The 16,798-nt window shown below is 66.1% G+C and carries 11 protein-coding genes; 4 read left to right on the forward strand and 7 right to left on the reverse strand.

The window, feature by feature from the left end; all coding sequences use genetic code 11:
• Positions 1 to 6 precede the first annotated feature (6 nt).
• Positions 7 to 1,197, forward strand: coding sequence for a DUF1501 domain-containing protein (locus tag ACZ6YI_RS00210; RefSeq protein ID WP_465776926.1), 1,191 nt, complete (start codon positions 7 to 9; stop codon positions 1,195 to 1,197).
• 77 nt (positions 1,198 to 1,274) lie between these two features.
• On the opposite strand, the gene ACZ6YI_RS00215 is transcribed toward ACZ6YI_RS00210, so the two are convergent.
• The 3 genes from ACZ6YI_RS00215 to ACZ6YI_RS00225 all read right to left on the reverse strand — a co-directional run bounded on the left by ACZ6YI_RS00215 (position 1,275) and on the right by ACZ6YI_RS00225 (position 6,356).
• Complete coding sequence (locus ACZ6YI_RS00215; protein ID WP_465776927.1) at positions 1,275 to 3,089, reverse strand: glycoside hydrolase family 15 protein; 1,815 nt, start codon at positions 3,087 to 3,089, stop codon at positions 1,275 to 1,277.
• Positions 3,090 to 3,159: 70 nt separating this feature from the next.
• Entirely contained in the window at positions 3,160 to 5,388 is a 2,229-nt protein-coding gene (locus ACZ6YI_RS00220; RefSeq protein WP_465776928.1) for a DUF5916 domain-containing protein, read from the reverse strand.
• 80 nt (positions 5,389 to 5,468) lie between these two features.
• Entirely contained in the window at positions 5,469 to 6,356 is an 888-nt protein-coding gene (locus ACZ6YI_RS00225; protein WP_465776929.1) for a LysR family transcriptional regulator, read from the reverse strand.
• A 104-nt stretch (positions 6,357 to 6,460) separates the two neighbouring features.
• Between ACZ6YI_RS00225 and ACZ6YI_RS00230 the strand changes: the two genes are divergently transcribed.
• Positions 6,461 to 7,882, forward strand: a complete 1,422-nt coding sequence (locus ACZ6YI_RS00230; RefSeq protein WP_465776930.1) for an aldehyde dehydrogenase family protein — start codon at positions 6,461 to 6,463, stop codon at positions 7,880 to 7,882.
• 1 nt (position 7,883) lies between these two features.
• Here ACZ6YI_RS00230 and ACZ6YI_RS00235 read toward each other — a convergent pair whose 3' ends face one another.
• Positions 7,884 to 9,080, reverse strand: a complete 1,197-nt coding sequence (locus ACZ6YI_RS00235; protein WP_465776931.1) for an alpha/beta hydrolase — start codon at positions 9,078 to 9,080, stop codon at positions 7,884 to 7,886.
• A gap of 150 nt (positions 9,081 to 9,230) precedes the next feature.
• Here ACZ6YI_RS00235 and ACZ6YI_RS00240 point away from each other — a divergent pair, with 150 nt between their 5' ends.
• Positions 9,231 to 10,148 carry a peptidylprolyl isomerase gene (locus tag ACZ6YI_RS00240; RefSeq protein WP_465776932.1) on the forward strand — a complete coding sequence of 306 codons (918 nt, stop codon included), beginning with the start codon at positions 9,231 to 9,233 and terminating at the stop codon, positions 10,146 to 10,148.
• Between the two features lie 82 nt (positions 10,149 to 10,230).
• On the opposite strand, the gene ACZ6YI_RS00245 is transcribed toward ACZ6YI_RS00240, so the two are convergent.
• Positions 10,231 to 11,052, reverse strand: a complete 822-nt coding sequence (locus ACZ6YI_RS00245) for a DUF3014 domain-containing protein (protein WP_465776933.1) — start codon at positions 11,050 to 11,052, stop codon at positions 10,231 to 10,233.
• An 83-nt stretch (positions 11,053 to 11,135) separates the two neighbouring features.
• Positions 11,136 to 12,434, reverse strand: coding sequence for a site-2 protease family protein (locus tag ACZ6YI_RS00250; RefSeq protein WP_465776934.1), 1,299 nt, complete (start codon positions 12,432 to 12,434; stop codon positions 11,136 to 11,138).
• Positions 12,435 to 12,468: 34 nt separating this feature from the next.
• Here ACZ6YI_RS00250 and ACZ6YI_RS00255 point away from each other — a divergent pair, with 34 nt between their 5' ends.
• Positions 12,469 to 12,876 carry an ExbD/TolR family protein gene (locus tag ACZ6YI_RS00255; RefSeq protein WP_465776935.1) on the forward strand — a complete coding sequence of 136 codons (408 nt, stop codon included), beginning with the start codon at positions 12,469 to 12,471 and terminating at the stop codon, positions 12,874 to 12,876.
• Between the two features lie 267 nt (positions 12,877 to 13,143).
• On the opposite strand, the gene ACZ6YI_RS00260 is transcribed toward ACZ6YI_RS00255, so the two are convergent.
• A complete protein-coding gene (locus ACZ6YI_RS00260; RefSeq protein ID WP_465776936.1) occupies positions 13,144 to 16,596 on the reverse strand; it encodes a methylmalonyl-CoA mutase family protein in 3,453 nt (1,150 codons plus the stop codon).
• Positions 16,597 to 16,798: the final 202 nt, after the last annotated feature.

Here is a 16,798-nt window from a genome sequence, read left to right on the forward strand (position 1 = left end):
TCCGCCATGGACCGCCGCCAGTTCCTCCTTGCGCTCGCCGCGACCGTGCCCGCCCTGACCCTGGGCGGCAAGGTGTTCGCCGCGCCAGCCACGTCGCCGCGCTTCCTGCTCGTGTTCCTGCGCGGCGGCTACGATGCGAACAACCTGCTCGTGCCTTACGCGAGCGATTTCTATTACGAGTCACGCCCCAACATCGCGCTCGCCAGGCCCACGCCTGGCGACCCGAAGTCGGTTCGCGCGCTGGACGCACATTGGGCACTCACACCGGCCGTGGCGCAGACCATGGGGCCGCTGTGGGACAAGAAGCAGCTCGCGTTCATCCCGTTCGCAGGCACGGACGACCTTTCGCGCAGCCACTTCGAAACGCAGGACAACATCGAGGCGGGCGAGCCGGGCGACGCGCGCCAGTATGCGTCGGGTTTCATGGGCCGGCTGAGTGGCGTGCTGCGTGGCGTACCACCGATCGCTTTCACCGACGCCCTGCCCCTGTCGTTCCGCGGCACGGGCGATGTCCCGAACATCTCGCTGAAGGGTAACGGCAAGGCGGTGTTCGACGACCGCCAGTCGAAGATCCTGGCCAGCATGTACGAAGGCACGCCGCTCCAGGCGGCCGCCACCGATGGCCTGCAACTGCGCCAGCAGGTCGCGCAGGACCTGCAGACGGAAATGGTCGCCGCCAGCCGCGGCGCGGTGAACGCGCGCGGGTTTGCCCAGCAGGGGCAGCGCATGGCGACCCTGATGAAGGACCGCTTCCGCCTGGGCTTCGTCGATGTGGGCGGCTGGGATACGCACGTCAACCAGGGCGGTGCGGATGGCCTGCTGGCCAACAACCTCAACAACCTTTCGCAAGGCCTCAGCGCCTTCGCCGATGGGCTGGGTGAGGCGGAGTGGAACAACACCGTGGTGGTCGTCGTTTCCGAATTCGGCCGCACCTTCCGCGAGAACGGGAACAAGGGCACGGACCATGGCCACGGCACGACGTACTGGGTGCTGGGCGGGAAGGTGCGTGGCGGGCGCGTCGCCGGAGAGCAGGTGGCGATCGATGCGGGCAGCCTGTTGCAGAACCGGGATTACCCGGTGCTCAACAATTACCGGGACGTGCTGGGTGGGCTGATGAAGCGGATGTATGGGTTGTCGGATGGTGATGTGGGCACCGTTTTCCCGGGCGCGAAGCCACGCGATCTGCAGCTTGTGTGAGCATCGCGCGCAAGCGCGCTCCCACAGGCGATGCGCCACCGCTCTTGTGGGAGCGCGCTTGCGCGCGATGCCGTCCCTCAAGGCTGCCAGGTCTGCCCACCCGGATCCGACAACTGACGGTCGAGGTAATACGCCGCGCTGATGAACGCCAGGTGGGTCAGCGCCTGCGGGAAGTTGCCGAGCTGATCGCCGCGCAGGCTCAGTTCCTCGGAGAACAACCCCAGGTGGTTCGAATAGAGCACGCCCCTGGCCATGATCTCCCGCGCCTCATGCAAACGGCCGGCACGCGCCAGGCATTCCACATACCAGAACGTGCAGGTCGTAAACGCACCCTCGCCTCCCTCGAGACCATCGGCGTTGCGATAGCGGAAGACCAGTCCGTCGTCGGTGAGCTGGTCGCGGATCGCATCGAGCGTCGCCAGCCAGACGGGATCCGTCGCCGAAACGAAGCGGACCAGCGGCATCATCAGCAGTGAGGCGTCCAGGTCAGTGCCGCCCTCGGTCTGCACGAAATAGCCTTTGTCCGGGTGGCGGAAATTCGTCCAGATATCCTCGGCGATGCGGTCGCGCTCAGCGGCCCACTCGACGATAGGCCCGGGCAGCGAACGCTTCGCCGCAAGCCGGAAGGCCCTGTCCAGCGCCACCCAGCACATGAGTCGCGAGTGCAGGAAGTGGCGCGGCTTGTCGCGGATCTCCCAGATGCCTTCATCGGCATCGCGCCAGTGGCGCGACACGTGGTCCACCATGCGCCGCACGTGCGCCCAGCCCGCGTGGCTGGAGGCCGTGCCGTACTTGTTCGCAAGGTACAGGCTATCCATCAGCTCGCCGTAGATGTCGAGCTGGGTCTGCGTACGCGCCGCGTTGCCGATGCGCACGGGCTTCGAGCCGGCATAGCCGGCGAGGTGGTCCAGCGTGGACTCTTCGCGCGCCTCGCTGCCATCCAGCGAGTACATGATGCGCAGCGCGGTGTGCTTGTCGAGTTCCGCCAGCCGGTCTTCTGTCCACTGGCGGAAGTGCTCGGCTTCATCGATGAAGCCAAGGCGCATGAAGGCGTAGACGGTGAACGACGCGTCGCGCATCCACGTGGCGCGGTAATCCCAGTTACGCTCCGCCCCGGTCGCTTCGGGCAGGCCGAACGTGGCGGCCGCCGCGATCGACCCGTGCTTGTGCGAGGTGAGCAGCTTGAGGACCAGCGCCGATCGGTCGACCCGCTCGCGCCAGCGGCCGCGATAGTTGGAGCGGCGGGTCCAGCGTCGCCAGGCGTCGGCCGTGGCGGCGTACGCGGCCTCACACTCTTCCGCCGTCAGCGGATCGTGCTCCTCGTGGCCGAGCACGAACCAGGCGCACTCGCCAGGGCCCAGCGTGAAACGCGCCGCCGCCTCGCCGTCCCCCATCTCCAACGCGACCGTGGCAGCGAGGCGCAGGGAGTGCTTGCCCGCATGGAACACGGCCGTGCCGCCGTACTCTTCGACCTCGGGCACGTCGCGCGCGTAATGGAAGCGCGGACGGCAGCAGACACGCAGGTCGACCCGGCCCCGATTGACCCGCACGCAACGGACCAGTGCGCGCGGCACGCGCACGTTCGCCTCGGGATGCGGCATGAAATCGGTGAGCTCCACGCTGCCCGTTTCGGACAACCAACGGGTGATCAGCACGTTGGTCTCGGGGACGTAGAGCTGCATCAGGCGCGCGTCATCCAGCGCGGGCACGACGCTGAACTCGCCGCCCTTCTCCGGATCGAGTAACGCCGCGAAGATCGTGGGGCTATCCAGGTGCGGCCAGCACATGAAATCCACGGTGCCGTCGGTCGCCACGAGCGCCGCGGTATCCAGGTCGCCGACGATGCCGTGATCGCTGATATGGCGACCGGGAACGGGATTGGCCAAAGGCACGACGTGCATCTCCTTCACCGGGCTGGGTGAAGGAATGCCACGTCGCGCGTGAAGATTTGGCGGAGGCGGTTCAGAATTCGAGGCGATACGCCACTTTCACCAGCCCCTCGTTCACATCCTTGAGCGAGAAGCCGTGACGGAACTGCGAATCGACTTCGTCGTTCGTGTCCTGCTCATAGCCGCCGCGGTTGTAGACGATATAGAGGTTGGACAGCGGCGCGATCTCGTAACGGTAACGCACCTGGAACCCGAGGTTGGCGACGCCCAGGCCATCGACTGGCTCGTTGCTCGGGATGGCACGGCCGGCGCGGTCGATCTCGTAGGCACCGCGCAGCTTCGCACCGACGGCCAGGGTCTGCAGCTTCACGCGCAGCTCCTGGCGGTTGCCGAAGTTCCAGTTCACGCCGCTGTCGATGCCCACGGTACGGCCATCGAACGAGCCCACCAGGTTGTCGTGCTGCCAGATCAGCCAGTTTGGGTCCCACTCGTAGCTTGCGCCGGCGAAGATGCTGAAGGCATCGGTGATGAAGTACGTCGGCACGAACTTGAAGTAGTAGCCGAGGCGATGGTAGCCGGTGAGTTCATTGCCACTGATGTACCCCTCAGCTTCCCAGCTCCAGCGGCCGATGCGCGGCCGGGTGCGCTCGTACTGCAGCTTCGCAGTGGGCGGGTTGTGCACGGCGTTGCCGCCGCGGGTAAGCAGGTCGTCGTACGACGCGGTGAAGCCGTCGAAGCGCCACAGTTCCATGCTGCCATCCCGGCGATTCGCGTTCAGCTGGACGCGGTAGCGCCGCTGCACGTTCACGCCCTGGGTGTTGTCGATGCCCGAGAGCCGGTAGCGCCACAACAGCGAGCTGTACGCGGAATCCGCCGGCATGCTGGTCACGCGCTGGCGCACTTCCCAATGGAAGTACGCCATGTTGTTGCGCGGCAGGTAACCAAAGTCGTTGATGTCGAGGCGGCGGCCGAAATACATCCCCAGCCATTGCTGGGCCCACGTATCGTTCATCTGCCAATACGCGATGCTGGTGGCGCCCAGGCCCGAGCTGTTCGCCTGCGGCTGGTCGATCTTGCTGCCGACGATATTGCTGGTGATGTTGAACGCTTCGTTGGGCTGCCAGCGGTGATCGAGGCCGAGGACGTTGGCGTCGCGGTCTTCGTAGGGATGGTTCACCCGCGTCGCGAGCATGCCGAAGCTCTGCGTATCCACGCTGCGCAGCAGGCGGATGGCACCGAAGCTCCGGCCCGCGTCGCCCTTCTCCTGCGCGGTGAGGATGCCGTAGCTGGTCTGGCCCACGCTGCCGTTGACCTTCACCGCGGCGGAGATGTCGGCGGGGCCGTGGCCATCGTCGGCTTCGCCACCGACGCGGCGCGTGTAGACCAGCTGCGAGTAATCATCGAGCAGGCTGAAATCGAAGATGCCCTGGTTCTCGGTGAAGAACGGGCGCTTGTCGGTGAAGAAGGTTTCTTCCGGCGAGAAGTTCACGACGAGGTCGTCGCTTTCCACCTGGCCGAAGTCGGGATTGATCGTCGCCGTGAGCTGGGTCTGGCCGTTCGGCTTCCAGAGGATGTCGGCGCCCTCCTGGAACGACGCGCCACCGTGGCCGTGCTCGACCTTGCCGACTACGTACGGCGTTACCGCGAACAGGGTCTGGTTGTAGGCCGGCAGCTGCACCTTGTTGAAGACCGACAGGAAACGCCCCTGGTCGAAGCTCACCGCAGGCCACGCCATCCGCTCGCCGGTGCTGCCTATCACGCGGTCGATGTAGAGGCCGATCGTGCGCGTATCGCCCTCGGGCTTGCGCATCTGCGCCACGTACCACGGGATCAGCACTTCCACGCTGTAGCCGTTGGCGTCCTCGGAGACCGCGTGGTCCCAGATGCCATCCCAGTCGTAGCTGAAGTCGGATTCATTGGTGATGACCTCGTCCGCGATGCCGCCGGTCGATTTCACCTCGAAGTCGAAGCCGGTGCGGCCGTCGCCGTCGAAATCGACCATGACGTTGATGCGATCGACGAGTGCATCTTCATCGCGCCGCGCCGCCTGGCGCGAGCGCGGGATATCCGCCGACTGGGTGACCCGAATCGCCACGGCCAGGCCCTTCGGCGTCGACAGCACCCACGCCTCGGTGGGTTGGGAACCGGGCTTGCCGGTGCGCGGCTGGGTCTGGCGAAAATCGGTGATGTGCTGCGCCCCCTGCCACTCGGCCGGATCGATATGCCCATCGATCACCACCTCCGCGTGGGCGGCGGAAGTGGCGAGGGCCAGGGCGAGGAACAGCGAGAGGCGGCGGCGCATGCAGGGTCCGTGGCGAAAATTCCTGCGGAAAGGATGCCTGCGGGCTTGCAAAGGTTTGCCATGACCCTTGGCACAGGCGCCTAGGCTGATTCCCTGATGAGGTCGATCAGGGCGCGCAACGGGGCCGGGACATGGCGGCGCCCCGGGTAGTAGAGGGCCAGGCGGTCGAACGGCGGCGTCCAGTCGCCCAGCACGCTTTCCAGGCGACCCGCGGCGATATCGGCTTCCACGTCGTACTCGCTGAGGTAGACCAGGCCGATACCCGCCAGGGCCGCCTCGCGCAGCAGGTGGGGCTCATCCAGGGTGACCGTCCCCGGCACGTCGACCGTAAGGGCTTCGCCGTGTCGCTCGAACTCCCAGTGGTAGATGTGGCCGGAGGCCATGCGGGCGCGGACCGAGACGTGGCCGGAGAGGTCCCCCGGGCTCTCCGGGCGACCGTGGGTGGCGAAATACGCCGGTGAGCCGACGACGAGGTGCCTGATCGGCGCGCCTAGCGGCACGGCGATCATGTCGCCGGGCACGATATCTGTGGTGCGGAAGCCGGCGTCGTAGCCGTCGCGGACGATGTCGATCATCCGGGCCTCGGTCACCAGTTCCAGCTGGACCCGGGGAAAGCGCTGCATGTAGGGGATCAGCAGCGGCTTCATCAGTCGCCGGGCGGCGCCCGCCGACGTGTTGAGGCGCAGGGAACCCACCAGCTCGTCGCTATCCTCGCCCGCCCGGGCCATGGCATCGCGGATGCCGGATACCGCTGGGGCCACCTCTTCCACGAAACGGCTCCCCGCGTCGGTCAGGCGGACACTTCGCGTGGTCCGATGGAACAACCGGGTGCCAATCCGGGCCTCCAGGGCCGCGACCGACTGGCTGAGGGCCGAGGTCGACATCTCCAGCTCGGCGGCCGCCGCGCGGAAGCTGCCATGCCGGGCCACCGCCAGTACGGCTTCCAGTTCGGTCAGACCGCTACGCATTGTCCGCTCCTGCTTCATACCGCATTCGGATTTATCCATCTTATCAGGTCAATGCGGTGTCCTCATCCTTGGGTGGTCACTGAACCGCACTGGAGACCTGCCCCATGTATGACCTCAACCAGATCTATGTCGATGGCGCCTTTGTTACACCGCACGGCGAGGAGCGCTTCGAGCTGTTCAATCCGGCCACCGAGGCCGTCATCGGCACGGTGCGCCTGGCCGACGCAGACGATGCCCACCGTGCGATCGCCGCGGCGAAGCGCGCCCTGCCCGCGTGGTCGCGGACGACGCTGCCGGAGCGCGCCGCCCTGCTTCGCCGCATGCACGCCGCCGTCGCCGCGCGCGAGAACGAACTGTTCGCTGCCATCACCGAGGAATACGGCGCCCCCGTGTCGCGGACGCGCTGGATGGCCCAGTACGCCGCGCAGGTCTTCCTCGATGCCATCCATGCGATGGAACACTTCGAGTTCGAGCGGACCATGGGCATCGCGCATGTCGTGATGCAGCCGGTCGGCGTCGTCGGCCTGATCACGCCATGGAACGCGAATGCCAGCTTTATCACCGGCAAGCTTGCCTCTGCGCTCGCCACCGGCTGCACGGCCGTCATCAAGCCCAGCGAAATGAGCGCGCTGCAGACGCGCGTCGTGATGGAGGCACTGCATGAGGCCGGCGCACCCGCGGGCGCGTTCAACATCGTGACCGGCCGCGGCGATGTCGTGGGCGCCGCCATCGTCGACAGCCCGGACGTGCGCAAGATCTCGTTCACCGGTTCCACCGCCGTGGGCAAGGGCATCCTCCGCGCGGCCGCGTGCGACATCAAGCGAGCGACGCTGGAACTCGGCGGCAAGTCGCCGACGATCATCCTGGACGATGCGGACTTCGCCACCGCCGTGCCGCTGGCGATCCAGGCGGGCTTCATGAACAGCGGTCAGGCCTGCGTCGCCGGCACGCGTATCCTCGTGCCGCGCTCGCGGATGGCCGAGTTTGAAGCGCTCGCCACGACCGCGGTCGACGCCTGCGTGTCGGGCGACCCGGCGCATGCCGACACGACGATCGGCCCGATGGTGAGCCAGAAACAATGGGATCGCGTGCAGTCGTACATCGCGAAAGGTGTGGCCGAAGGCGCGCGCCTCCTCGCTGGTGGCGAAGGCCGCCCCGAAGGCTACGCGCGTGGCTGGCTGGTACGCCCTACCCTGTTCACCGATGTGCGCAACGACATGACCATCGCGCGCGACGAAATCTTCGGGCCGGTGCTGTCGATCATCGCGTACGACGATGAAGAGGAAGCGATCGCCATCGCCAACGACACGAGCTATGGGCTCTCCGCTTACATCGCCACCGGCGACCTGGCCCGCGGCGCGCGCGTGGCAGCCCGGATCGACTCGGGCCGCGTGATGATCAACACCCTCACCCACGAACCGAAGGCACCCTTCGGCGGGTTCAAGCAATCCGGCCTCGGCCGCGAGAACGGCGTGATCGGCCTCGAAGCGTACCTCGAGCCCAAGGCCATCATCGGCCTCGCATGATTCACGGCGGCGGTGACGCCCTGGCTGCACGGAACGTCACCGCCATGAAGTGCCTGGGCACGCCGTTTTCGGCCGGTGTCGCTTTCAGGAATGCTTGTGCAGCCCGGTCGTGCCTCAGGTACGCATCGAGGAAGGCGAGGACATACCGCGCGGACCAGGCATGGCCGGTGTTCGCATCGTCCCGGCCATAGTCGGCGATCTGGTCCTCGGCAAAGCGCTCAGGGGTCTTGCGTCGCTGGAACATCGAGCTGAATTCCCCGTGCGACATACCGAGCATGTTCACTGTGTAGAGGTCGCCGTGGGTCCACAAGTTGAGTGGGCTTGGACCAACACGCGTGGCTGGCGGGTTGTCCGTGTCCCGCTCAACGTCTTCAAGCCAGTTCGGGAAGGCCGAGGTCAGGAACAGCAGTGGAATGCGCATCTTCCCGGGATCGACGTCGCCAGCCTGCGCGGTGAGGCCCGGGAAGTAGCGCATGCTACCGTCCATTTCAGCCAACGCCTTGATCCGCGGATCGCGAGCCGCCGCGAAAAGCGAGGAAATACCTCCCCAGCTCCAGCTCGCCACGGCCAGGTCGCTGCTGTCCGCATAGGGCAGCGAGGCTGCGAATGTGATCAGGAACGAGATGTCGCGTGCCTGCGCATTGATTCCGTCCACATCGTCGGTCATGTCGCGCGTTCCAGCGCCGATCGATGGGCTTGCGATGACAACGTAGCCGTGGCTTGCAAGGTATTCGCACAGGTCGGCGTTCTCCCACGCGATGGAAGAGTCGCTTGGGGCGTAGATGACGACGGGATACCGCCCCTTCGCAGGAACAGCATCTCGCGTCGCCCACATACCGACCGTCGCCGATGCCTGCAGTTGCTTGCGCCATTTGTTGTGGGCCGGGTCAGGGGCGTGAAAGCGCGTTTCCGTATCGGCAAATGCCGTGTAGTCCCCAACTGTCATGGCGACCCCGGAGCGGCTTTGGGCTGGGTACCACACCAGGGTCTGGATGGGGCGCGCGACAGGGTTCGCCGATGAATCGCCAACAGCATTTGCCGGGAATGTGCGGGATGCGTCGGATTGCTCCACGACCTTCAATCCGACGGGTAACGGTCCGGGCTTCTGAAGGAACTCGAATGACGCCGAGGCCGCCAATGCAGGGGGCGCGGCGATCGCCATGGCCAGGACAACACAGGTCAGATGCAGTGGCTTCATGCCATCCCCAAGCGCGATCACCCAGAAGTCGACACTCTTGAACAGCCCGGCCGGCGGGACATGTGCTGTAAGTCACCGCCGCTCCGCCCTCGCGCGCAAGCGCGCTCCCACATGCTACTTTTCGCGAGCCAGACCAACTTTGGGGATCCCATGCTCGCACGTACCTGCCTCGCGCTCGCCCTTGCCGCCGCCGTGGCCCTGCCCGCCCTTGCCGATGAGGCGAAGAAGTCGCCCACGCCGAAGGAGCTGCTGGCTAAGTCCACGCCCGCCGAATGGCGCACGCCCGATCCGCAGAACCTCGTGTACATGGATCTGCCCCAGGGCCGGGTCATCATCGAGCTTGCCCAGGACTGGACCCCGGCGCACGCCGCGAACATCCGCACGCTGATCCGCGAGCATTACTTCGATGGCACGCAGGTGATCCGCGTGCAGGACAACTTCGTCACCCAGTGGGGCGATGCGGATGGCGATGACAAGGCCAAGGCCAAGAGCATCGGCACGGCGAAGGAAACCCTGACGCCGGAATTCACCCGCAAGGGTGGCAAGGCTTACCCGTTCACCAAGCTGGCCGATGGCGATGTGTACGCGCCGGAAGTCGGCTTCTCGGACGGCTTCCCCGTCGCCCGTGACCCGAAGGCCGGCGAAGCATGGATCGCCCACTGTTACGGCACCGTGGGCGTGGCCCGCGATACCGGCGCCGAAACCGGCAACGGCAGCTCGCTCTACGCGATCATCGGCCAGGCCCCGCGCAACCTCGACCGCAACCTCGCCGTCGCCGGCAAGGTCATCAAGGGCATGGAGATCCTCTCGGCCTACCCGCGCGGCGGCGAACCGATGGGCTTCTACGACAAGCCCGAGCAGCGCGTGACGATCAAGAGCGTCCGCCTCGCCGCCGATGTGCCCGAAGCGGAGCGCACCCCGATCCAGGTGCTGCGTACCGATAGCAAGACCTTCGCGGCGGTGGTCGATGCCAAGCGAAACCGCAAGGATGATTTCTACACCCGCCCGGCGGGCAAGATCGACCTGTGCAATATCAGCGTGCCGGTGCGCGATCCTTCTAAGAAATAAGACCTTCTACCGTGGGAGCGCGCTTGCGCGCGATGGGCGTTGCGACACACTCCATCGCGCGCAAGCGCGCTCCCACACGATGTTACTTAGCGCCCTGGGGCGCGTCAGCAACAATGGCCTCGCGTAGCCCGCGCAGCTTCGCCTTGAGCTTCGCTTCGTTGTCCGCACCCACGCGGATCATGAACTTCTGCCCCACCGAGAGCTGCTCGTAGGCGGGGTTGGCGTACACGTAACCGACCTTCTCCGGGAGCAACTGCAGCGAGCCCTTCGGCTCCGGTGCGGCGAGCAGGTGGTCGATCACCTCGATCAGCCGATCATTGAAGTAGCCATTGGTGCCGAGATCGCGGTAGGCCGCCTGGAACAGCGGATAGTTGCGCTTGTACCAGGCCGCGGCGGCCTTGGGATTCACATGGTCGGCCACGTACATGTAGGTGTCGTAGCGCTCCAGGTTCTTCTTCGACTCGACGAATATGCCGTCGTCGGACTGGACCTGGAAACGGCCGGTCGGCGTGCGCATGGGCAGGATGTTCATGCCGATGGTCTGCTTCGGCAGCGCATCGATGGTCGAGACCATGCGCGACACGATCGCGTCCGGGCGCAGCAGGGTCTTGAGCGCGCCATCGCTGGTCAGCGCCAGCAGGCCGGCCATGATCTCGTCATCGCTCTGGTCGAGCGCCGGTAACGATGCCGTGGAGGAACTGGCGGGGTTGATCGGATGCTGGGGGAGCGCCGCATCGTGGACGGACGCCGAGGGCAACGCCGACGACGCGGCCGCGACCGGCTGGGGCGGCTGCGCGGCGTCATGCGCCTGTTTCTCGCGGTAGAGGAACACGCCACCCAAACCCACGATGGCGACGACCAACACGCCCGCCAACCACTTCGAACCCGACGACTGACTGCTCAAAACAAGGCACTCCGGTGAATCCAGCCCCCATGGGACTACGAATCAGCCGGTTGGTTCAAGGTGAGCGGGTCAGGTGCGCTTCATCAGCCGTGCCCTGCCGGGCCAGCAAATCCCGCATCCGTCCGGGTTCGCGGCGTGGCAGCCAGGGCGGCGCAGATGCGGCGCGTGCTTTCCTGGGCCGAGAGGTCCGCGCTGTCACCGGCGAGAGCCATGGCATCGATCGTTGCCACGGCCACCGCGTTGAAATCGTCGTCCAGCCACGCGACGACGGCGCGGCAGCGCGACGCCAAAGACGGCGTAGTCCAACGCGCGGCGCGCATCGAGGCCTTATCAGGTAGTAGCGATGCATCGCGCTCATGGATCGCCGTTGCGAAGGCAATCTCGCGACGTACCTGGGCCGTGAATTCGGCGAACAGTGAACGCACTTGCTTGTCGTCGGGAATGGCCGCGCGCCAGGCGTCGAGGCGGCCGGCACCGGCCTGCCAGTCGCCGCGCAGCAGGTCGCCCATCACATCGCACCAAACGGCGTGCATCGGGCTCATCCGGCGCAGCGCCGCGGCTTCATCCGGCGCCAACGCGTCGAGCTGCGTACCCCACATGATGCGCGACAGCGCGCGCGTGGCGAGTAGCTGGGTCGTCGTCGGCGGGTGTCGCCACCACCGCCAGGCCAGCAGCCCGTCCGAATCCATGCCGCGATGGAACGGGACGATGTTTACCAGTGGAAATGCCGCTCCGCAGAGGCAGGCGGCGAACCACAGGCGCCCGTAGGTCGACGGTGCCACGACAACGCCGATTAGTAAGGGCACCGCGAGAAGCAGATTGGCGACGACGCCACCCACCGCGAAACGCACGAACGCAGGGCGCCATGGCTGATCCGGATCCGGCAGGGCCGTGACCGAGCCCGCGGCGGCGCCGGGCGATCGCTTCCACCGCACTTTCCAACCGCGTCGTCGCGGCGCGATCTGCAGCGGACCGATCCGCACCAGGACAACCCGCATGCCACCCATCCTGGCGGCCATGTAATGCCCTGCTTCGTGAACGATGACGGCGAGCCCCAGAACGCCGAGCGTCGCGAACCATGTCGGGAACCAGGGCCTGATGACCACCTGGATGAGCATGGCCACGGCCGAAAGGCAAAAGGCGTTGATCCTGACGATCCCCTTGCCCAGGGAAAGCACCACGCGGTGCGGCTGCCACGCCACCCCAGCGCTCGCGCCCGAGGGCACGTTCGTATCACTCCCAGCCATCCCATGGTCCCCTTGAGTGCGCGCGCCTGCATCGCGCGACCATCCGGGGATCATGCACCCGCCCGGGCCCTTGCGGGAAGTCCCCTCGGTCACGGCATAGTCGGGTCGCCGGGCATCCCCCTTGTCGCCTGGCATCAGGGCTCATCCACATCCAGACGCAGGAGGAAGTATGGCTTTCTCTACCAAGGTCGAGTCGTCCCCGATCGCCGGCATCAACGTCACCCCGCTCGTCGACGTGCTGCTGGTCCTGCTCATCATCTTCATGATTTCGGCGCCGGTCGTCGCGCACAAGAACCGGGTAGACCTGCCCGCGAATTCGTCGTCGGACCTTCTACCTGATCCTCTACGGGTCACCGTGGATCCCGGTGGCATGGTCTTCCTTAACGGTACGCTGGTCAGCGATGCCACGCTCGCCAGGCAGCTCGACATCGCCGCCAGCCAGGGCATGGACGACGCCTCGCGCATCCCGCACGTGGAACTCCATGCAAGGGATGAAGCTTCGTACGAGGACGTGGCACGCGTGCTAGCCCTTGTGAAGGCGCACGGGGTAAAGGGAATCGACTTCGCGTCAGACTGAATGGCTGTGGGAGCGCGCTTGCGCGCGATCGCGCGCCAGCGCGCGCCCCCCCGGTGACAGGGCCCCGCCCAAAAAAATGGCCCCCGGGGGGGGGGGCGGTGATCGGGGGGGCGGGGGGGCGCGTCACTGGGGCCCCGCGGGGGGGGGGGGGGGGGGCGCGGGGGGGGGGGGGGGGGGGGGGGGCCCCCCCCCGCGCGCCCCCCCCCGCTCCCACAGGGTCACAGGGCCACGACAAAAAAAAGGCCCGCCGGGTGGCGGGCCTTGGGGTTACATGTTGCGGCGGTATTCGCCACCCACGTCGTACAGCGCGTGGCTGATCTGGCCGAGGCTGTTGTGCTTGACGGCGTCCATCAGCTGTTCGAAGACGTTGCGGCGGTCGCGAGCGGTGTTCTGCAGGGTGCGCAGGCTGTCGGGGGCAAGGCCGTTGCGGGCGTTGCCGTAGCGCTGGACGTTGTCGATCTGCTGGCCCTTCTCTTCCGGCGTAGAGCGGATGAGCTCGATCTCGGTGGCGATCTCGCCGCCGTGGTCCTTCGGCAGGAAGGTATTGACGCCGATGAGCGGAAGCGAGCCGTCGTGCTTCTTGTGCTCGTAGTACATCGACTCTTCCTGGATCTTGCCGCGCTGGTACATGGTGTCCATGGCGCCGAGCACGCCGCCGCGCTCGCTGATCGCCTCGAACTCCTTGTACACCGCTTCTTCGACCAGGTCGGTCAGCTCATCGACGATGAAGCTGCCCTGCCACGGGTTCTCGTTGAAGTTAAGGCCGAGCTCGCGATTGATGATCAGCTGGATCGCCACCGCGCGACGCACGCTTTCCTCGGTCGGCGTGGTGATCGCCTCGTCGTAGGCATTGGTATGCAGGCTGTTGCAGTTGTCGAACAGCGCGTACAGCGCCTGCAGCGTCGTGCGGATGTCGTTGAACTGGATTTCCTGCGCGTGCAGCGAACGGCCCGAGGTCTGGATGTGGTACTTCAGCATCTGGCTGCGCGCGCTGGCACCGTAACGCTCGCGCATGGCGCGCGCCCAGATACGGCGGGCAACGCGGCCGATCACCGTGTACTCCGGGTCCATGCCGTTCGAGAAGAAGAACGACAGGTTCGGCGCGAAGTCGTCGATCTTCATGCCACGGGCGAGGTAGTACTCGACGATGGTGAAGCCGTTCGACAGGGTGAAGGCCAACTGGCTGATCGGGTTCGCGCCGGCTTCGGCGATGTGGTAACCCGAGATCGACACCGAGTAGAAATTGCGGACCTTGTGGTCGACGAAGTACTGCTGGATATCGCCCATCATGCGCAGGGCGAACTCCGTGCTGAAGATGCAGGTGTTCTGCGCCTGGTCTTCCTTCAGGATGTCGGCCTGCACCGTGCCGCGCACGGTGGCGAGCGTGTAGGTCTTGATCCGCTCGTAGGTCGCATCATCGACCACTTCTTCGCCCGACACACCAAGCAGACCGAGGCCGAGGCCGTCGTTACCGGCCGGCAGCTCGCCGTGGTAGCGCGGACGGTTGCCATCCGGGTAGAGCTGCGCGATGCGGGCGTTCACCGCCTCCCAGCGCGAGGGCTCTTCGTTCAGGTACTTCTCGATGTTCTGGTCGATCGCCGTGTTCATGAACATCGCAAGGATGATCGGCGCCGGGCCATTGATCGTCATCGACACCGAGGTGCTCGGCGCGGAAAGGTCGAAGCCGGAATACAGCTTCTTCATGTCGTCGAGCGTGGCGATGGATACGCCGGAATTACCGATCTTGCCGTAGATATCCGGGCGCGGCGCCGGGTCCTCGCCATACAGCGTGACCGAATCGAACGCGGTGGAGAGGCGCGCGGCGGCGCCGCCCAGCGACAGGTAGTGGAAGCGGCGATTGGTGCGCTCCGGGGTGCCCTCGCCCGCGAACATGCGGGTCGGGTCCTCGCCAGCGCGACGGTATGGGAACACGCCACCGGTGTACGGGTAGTAGCCCGGCAGGTTCTCACGCATCAGGAAGGAGAGCTGTTCGCCCCAGTCCTTCGTCTTTGGCGGCGAGACCTTCGGGATCTTCTGGTGGCTGAGCGACTCGCGGTAGTTCTCGACGCGGATCACCTTGTCGCGCACGGTGTACTCGTTGTACTCCGCGGTGACGGAAGCGAAGCGCACCGGCCACTCGCGCAGCAGGTTGATCGCCTCGCTCGAAAGTTCGCTCACGGCGGTGTTGTAGCGCTGGCGAAGCACGGCAAGCGAGCGATCGCCCTCCACGCTGAGCTGCTCGTGATCATAAAGATCGAACGCGCGCGGCAGCTTCTCGTCGCCGATGTCCTTCAGCGATTCGTAGTAATGCTGGGCCTTGGCGGCCGCTTCGGCCTGCTTCGCGATCGAGGCATTGACGCCACGACCCTGCTCCGCGATCTCAGCCAGATAGCGCACGCGGCTGCCCGGGATCAGCACGGTGGCACGCGGCTCGCGCAGGCTGGTGTCGAGGTCCGGCGTCCAGCCCTCGCCCGGCAGCGCGAGCTTCTCACGCAGCAGTCGGCACAGGTTGTCGAACATCCAGGTGACGCCCGGGTCGTTGAACTGGCTGGCGATGGTCGGATAGACCGGCACCTTGTCGTCGGCCAGGTTGAACGCGGTGCGGTTGCGCTTCCACTGCTTGCGCACGTCGCGCAGCGCATCTTCGGCGCCGCGCTTGTCGAACTTGTTCAGCACCACGAGCTCGGCGAAGTCGAGCATGTCGATCTTCTCGAGCTGGCTGGCGGCGCCGTACTCGCTGGTCATCACGTAGACCGGGAAATCGACGAGATCGACGATCTCCGAATCGCTCTGGCCGATACCGGCGGTCTCGACGATGACGAGGTCGTACGCCTGGGCCTTCAGGAAATCGATGCAATCGTGCAGCACCACCGAGGTCGCGGCGTGCTGGCGGCGCGTGGCCATGGAGCGCATGTACACGCGGTGGCTGCGCAGCGAGTTCATGCGGATGCGATCGCCCAGCAATGCGCCACCGCTGCGGCGGCGGGTCGGGTCGACGGCGAGCACGGCGATGCGCATCTGCGGGAACGCATGCAGGAAACGCAGCAGCAGCTCATCCACGACCGACGACTTACCTGCGCCGCCGGTACCGGTGAGGCCGAGCACCGGCGTCTTGCCGCCGGCAAGCTTCCATTCCTTGCGCAGGCGCTCGAGTTCGGCGGCCGGCAAGCTGTCTTCCTCGATGGCCGAGAGCATGCCGCCGATCGAGATTTCGTCTTCGATTGAGGTGGCTTCCGGGACCGCTTCCGCGCGCGCCTGCTGTGCGCTGCGGGTGCGGGTCATCACGTCTTCGATCATCTCGACGAGACCGAGTTTCATGCCATCGTTGGGGTGATAGATGCGCTCGACGCCATAGGCCTGGAGTTCGCGGATTTCTTCCGGCGTGATCGTGCCGCCACCACCACCGAACACGCGCACGTGGCCCGCGCCGCGCTCGCGCAGCATGTCGACCATGTACTTGAAGTATTCGACGTGGCCACCCTGGTACGACGACAGCGCGATGGCATCGGCGTCTTCCTGCAGCGCGGCGCGCACGACGTCTTCCACCGAGCGGTTATGCCCCAGGTGGATCACCTCGGCGCCCTGGCTCTGGATGATGCGGCGCATGATGTTGATCGCGGCATCATGGCCATCGAACAGGCTCGCAGCCGTGACGAAGCGCAACGGCGTCGCCTCCGCGTCGGTGCTGCTGGCGGGGATGTGCTTGGGCTGCGAGCTCATGGAAACTCCGGGGTAGAACCAATGCGGGTGGGGAACCCGCCGATTCTACCGCCGGGGCTGGCGGGGGCTCTGACGCGGTGCAGCGTAAACGCCACCCACCCCACCCCTGTGGGAGCGGGGGGGGGGGGGGGGGGGGGGGGGGGGGAACCCACCCCCCCCCCCCCCCCACCCCCAAAGCGTTTTTTATAAAAAAAGAAGCCAA

The sequence above is a fragment of the Luteibacter sp. NPDC104163 genome, assembly GCF_055584245.1.